Source organism: Nitrospirillum bahiense (assembly GCF_007828025.1).
In the GTDB taxonomy this organism is placed as follows: domain Bacteria; phylum Pseudomonadota; class Alphaproteobacteria; order Azospirillales; family Azospirillaceae; genus Nitrospirillum; species Nitrospirillum amazonense.
The window spans coordinates 1-3,434 of the sequence record NZ_VITO01000045.1 but is presented as its reverse complement, the minus strand read 5'-3'; the positions used below and the strand labels follow the sequence as shown (position 1 = coordinate 3,434).

1 protein-coding gene is annotated in these 3,434 nt (G+C 69.0%); it reads right to left on the bottom strand.

Translation table 11 applies throughout. The annotated features are described in order from the left end of the window. Positions 1-3,434, bottom strand: a 3,434-nt coding sequence (locus FBZ88_RS30460) for a beta strand repeat-containing protein (RefSeq protein ID WP_281290167.1), incomplete at both ends; no start/stop codon positions are given.

The following is a 3,434-nucleotide window of genomic DNA, read 5'->3' as shown; positions in this document are numbered from 1 at the left end:
CTGGCCACAACGCTGTAGCTGCCCACCGACGCCGCCGTGCCAGAACCACTGGACGCAAGCGTCACCGCACTGATGCTGTCGCCGTTGACCAAGCCGCTGCTGCTGTACCCCGTCAGGCTGGCGCTGGTCCCGTAGGTCTTGGTCGCCCCGCTGGCCGTGATGGTCAGCGCCGCCGGGTTTACCGTCAGCGTGCCGTCGGCGTAGCTCACCGAGTAATTGCTGAGCCCCGTGCCCGTGGCACCGCTGGCCACAACGCTGTAGCTGCCCACCGACGCCGCCGTGCCAGAACCACTGGACGCAAGCGTCACGGCGCTGATGCTGTCGCCGTTCACCAGGCCGCTGCTGCTGTACCCCGTCAGGCTGGCGCTGGTCCCGTAGGTCTTGGTTGCCCCGCTGGCCGTGATCGTCAGTGCGGCAGGGTTCACCGTCAGCGTGCCGTCGGCGTAGCTTACCGAGTAGTTGCTGAGCCCCGTGCCCGTCGCGCCGCTGGCCACAACGCTGTAGCTGCCCACCGAAGCGGCGGTGCCACTGCCGCTGCTGGCCAAGGTCACCGCACTAATGCTGTCGCCGTTCACCAGGCCGCTGGCGCCATAGCCCGTCAGGCTGGCGCTGGTGCCATAGGTCTTGGTCGCCCCGCTGGCCGTGATGGTCAGCGCCGCCGGGTTCACCGTCAGCGTGCCATCGGCGTAGCTCACCGAGTAGTTGCTCAGCCCCGTGCCCGTCGCACCGCTGGCCACAACGCTGTAGCTGCCCACCGACGCCGCCGTGCTGCTACCGCTGCTGGCCAGGGTGACAGCGCTGATGGTATCGCCGTTCACCAGGCCGCTGCTGCTGTACCCCGTCAGGCTGGCGCTGGTGCCGTAGGTCTTGCTCGCCCCGCTGGCCGTGATCGTCAGCGCCGCCGGGTTCACCGTCAGCGTGCCGTCGGCGTAGCTCACCGAGTAGTTGCTGAGACCCGTGCCTGTGGCGCCCGAGGCCACAACGCTGTAGCTGCCCACCGACGCCGCCGTGCCAGAACCACTGGACGCAAGCGTCACCGCACTGATGCTGTCGCCGTTCACCAGGCCGCTGCTGCTGTACCCCGTCAGGCTGGCGCTGGTGCCATAGGTCTTGGTCGCACCGCTGGCCGTGATGGTCAGCGCCGCCGGGTTCACCGTCAGCGTGCCATCGGCGTAGCTCACCGAGTAGTTGCTGAGACCCGTGCCTGTGGCGCCGCTGGCCACAACGCTGTAGCTGCCCACCGACGCCGCCGTGCCACTGCCGCTGCTGGCCAGCGTCACGGCGCTGATGCTGTCGCCGTTCACCAGGCCGCTGCTGCTGTACCCCGTCAGGCTGGCGCTGGCGCCATAGGTCTTGGTCGCACCACTGGCCGTGATCGTCAGCGCCGCCGGGTTCACCGTCAGCGTGCCGTCGGCGTAGCTCACCGAGTAGTTGCTGAGCCCCGTGCCCGTCGCCCCGCTGGCCACGACGCTGTAGCTGCCCACCGAAGCGGCCGTGCCAGAACCACTGGACGCAAGCGTCACGGCACTGATGCTGTCGCCATTCACCAGGCCGCTGCTGCTGTAGCCCGTCAGGCTGGCGCTGGTGCCATAGGCCTTGCTCGCCCCGCTGGCCGTGATGGTCAGCGCGGCAGGGTTCACCGTCAGCGTGCCGTCGGCGTAGCTCACCGAGTAGTTGCTGAGACCCGTGCCCGTCGCACCGCTGGCCACAACGCTGTAGCTGCCCACCGACGCCGCCGTGCCACTGCCGCTGCTGGCCAGCGTCACCGCGCTGATGCTGTCGCCGTTCACCAGGCCGCTGCTGCTGTACCCCGTCAGGCTGGCGCTGGTCCCGTAGGTCTTGCTCGCCCCGCTGGCCGTGATGGTCAGTGCGGCCGGGTTCACCGTCAGCGTGCCGTCGGCGTAGCTCACCGAGTAATTGCTGAGCCCCGTGCCCGTAGCACCGCTGGCCACAACGCTGTAGCTGCCCACCGACGCCGCCGTGCCAGAACCACTGGACGCCAGCGTCACACCACTGATGCTGTCGCCGTTCACCAGGCCGCTGCTGCTGTAGCCCGTCAGGCTGGCGCTGGTGCCATAGGCCTTGCTCGCCCCGCTGGCCGTGATCGTCAGCGCGGCAGGGTTCACCGTCAGCGTGCCGTCGGCGTAGCTCACCGAGTAGTTGCTGAGACCCGTGCCCGTCGCACCGCTGGCCACAACGCTGTAGCTGCCCACCGACGCCGCCGTGCCACTGCCGCTGCTGGCCAGCGTCACCGCGCTGATGCTGTCGCCGTTCACCAGGCCGCTGCTGCTGTACCCCGTCAGGCTGGCGCTGGCGCCATAGGTCTTGGTGGCACCGCTGGCCGTGATCGTCAGCGCCGCGGGGTTCACCGTCAGCGTGCCGTCGGCGTAGCTCACCGAGTAATTGCTGAGCCCCGTGCCCGTGGCACCGCTGGCCACAACGCTGTAGCTGCCCACCGACGCCGCCGTGCCAGAACCACTGGACGCAAGCGTCACGGCGCTGATGCTGTCGCCGTTCACCAGGCCGCTGCTGCTGTACCCCGTCAGGCTGGCGCTGGTCCCGTAGGTCTTGGTTGCCCCGCTGGCCGTGATCGTCAGTGCGGCAGGGTTCACCGTCAGCGTGCCGTCGGCGTAGCTTACCGAGTAGTTGCTGAGCCCCGTGCCCGTCGCACCGCTGGCCACAACGCTGTAGCTGCCCACCGACGCCGCCGTGCCGCTGCCGCTGCTGGTCAGCGTCACAGCACTGATGCTGTCGCCATTCACCAGGCCGCTGCTGCTGTACCCCGTCAGGCTGGCGCTGGTGCCATAGGTCTTGCTCGCCCCGCTGGCCGTGATGGTCAGCGCCGCCGGGTTCACCGTCAGCGTACCGTCGGCGTAGCTCACCGAGTAGTTGCTGAGACCCGTGCCCGTGGCACCGCTGGCCACAACGCTGTAGCTGCCCACCGACGCCGCCGTGCCACTGCCGCTACTGGCCAGGGTCACCGCGCTAATGCTGTCGCCGTTCACTAGGCCGCTGCTGCTGTACCCCGTCAGGCTGGCGCTGGCGCCATAGGTCTTGGTGGCACCGCTGGCCGTGATCGTCAGCGCCGCGGGGTTCACCGTCAGCGTGCCGTCGGCGTAGCTCACCGAGTAGTTGCTGAGACCAGTGCCCGTGGCACCGCTGGCGGTGATGCTGTAGCTGCCCACCGACGCGGCCGTGCTGCTGCCGCTGCTGGCCAGGGTCACGGCGCTGATGCTGTCGCCGTTCACCAGGCCGCTGCTGCTGTACCCCGTCAGGCTGGCGCTGGTCCCGTAAGTCTTGGTCGCACCACTGGCCGTGATGGTCAGTGCGGCCGGGTTCACCGTCAGCGTGCCGTCGGCATAGCTCACCGAGTAGTTGCTGAGACCCGTGCCCGTCGCACCGCTGGCCACAACGCTGTAGCTGCCCACCGACGC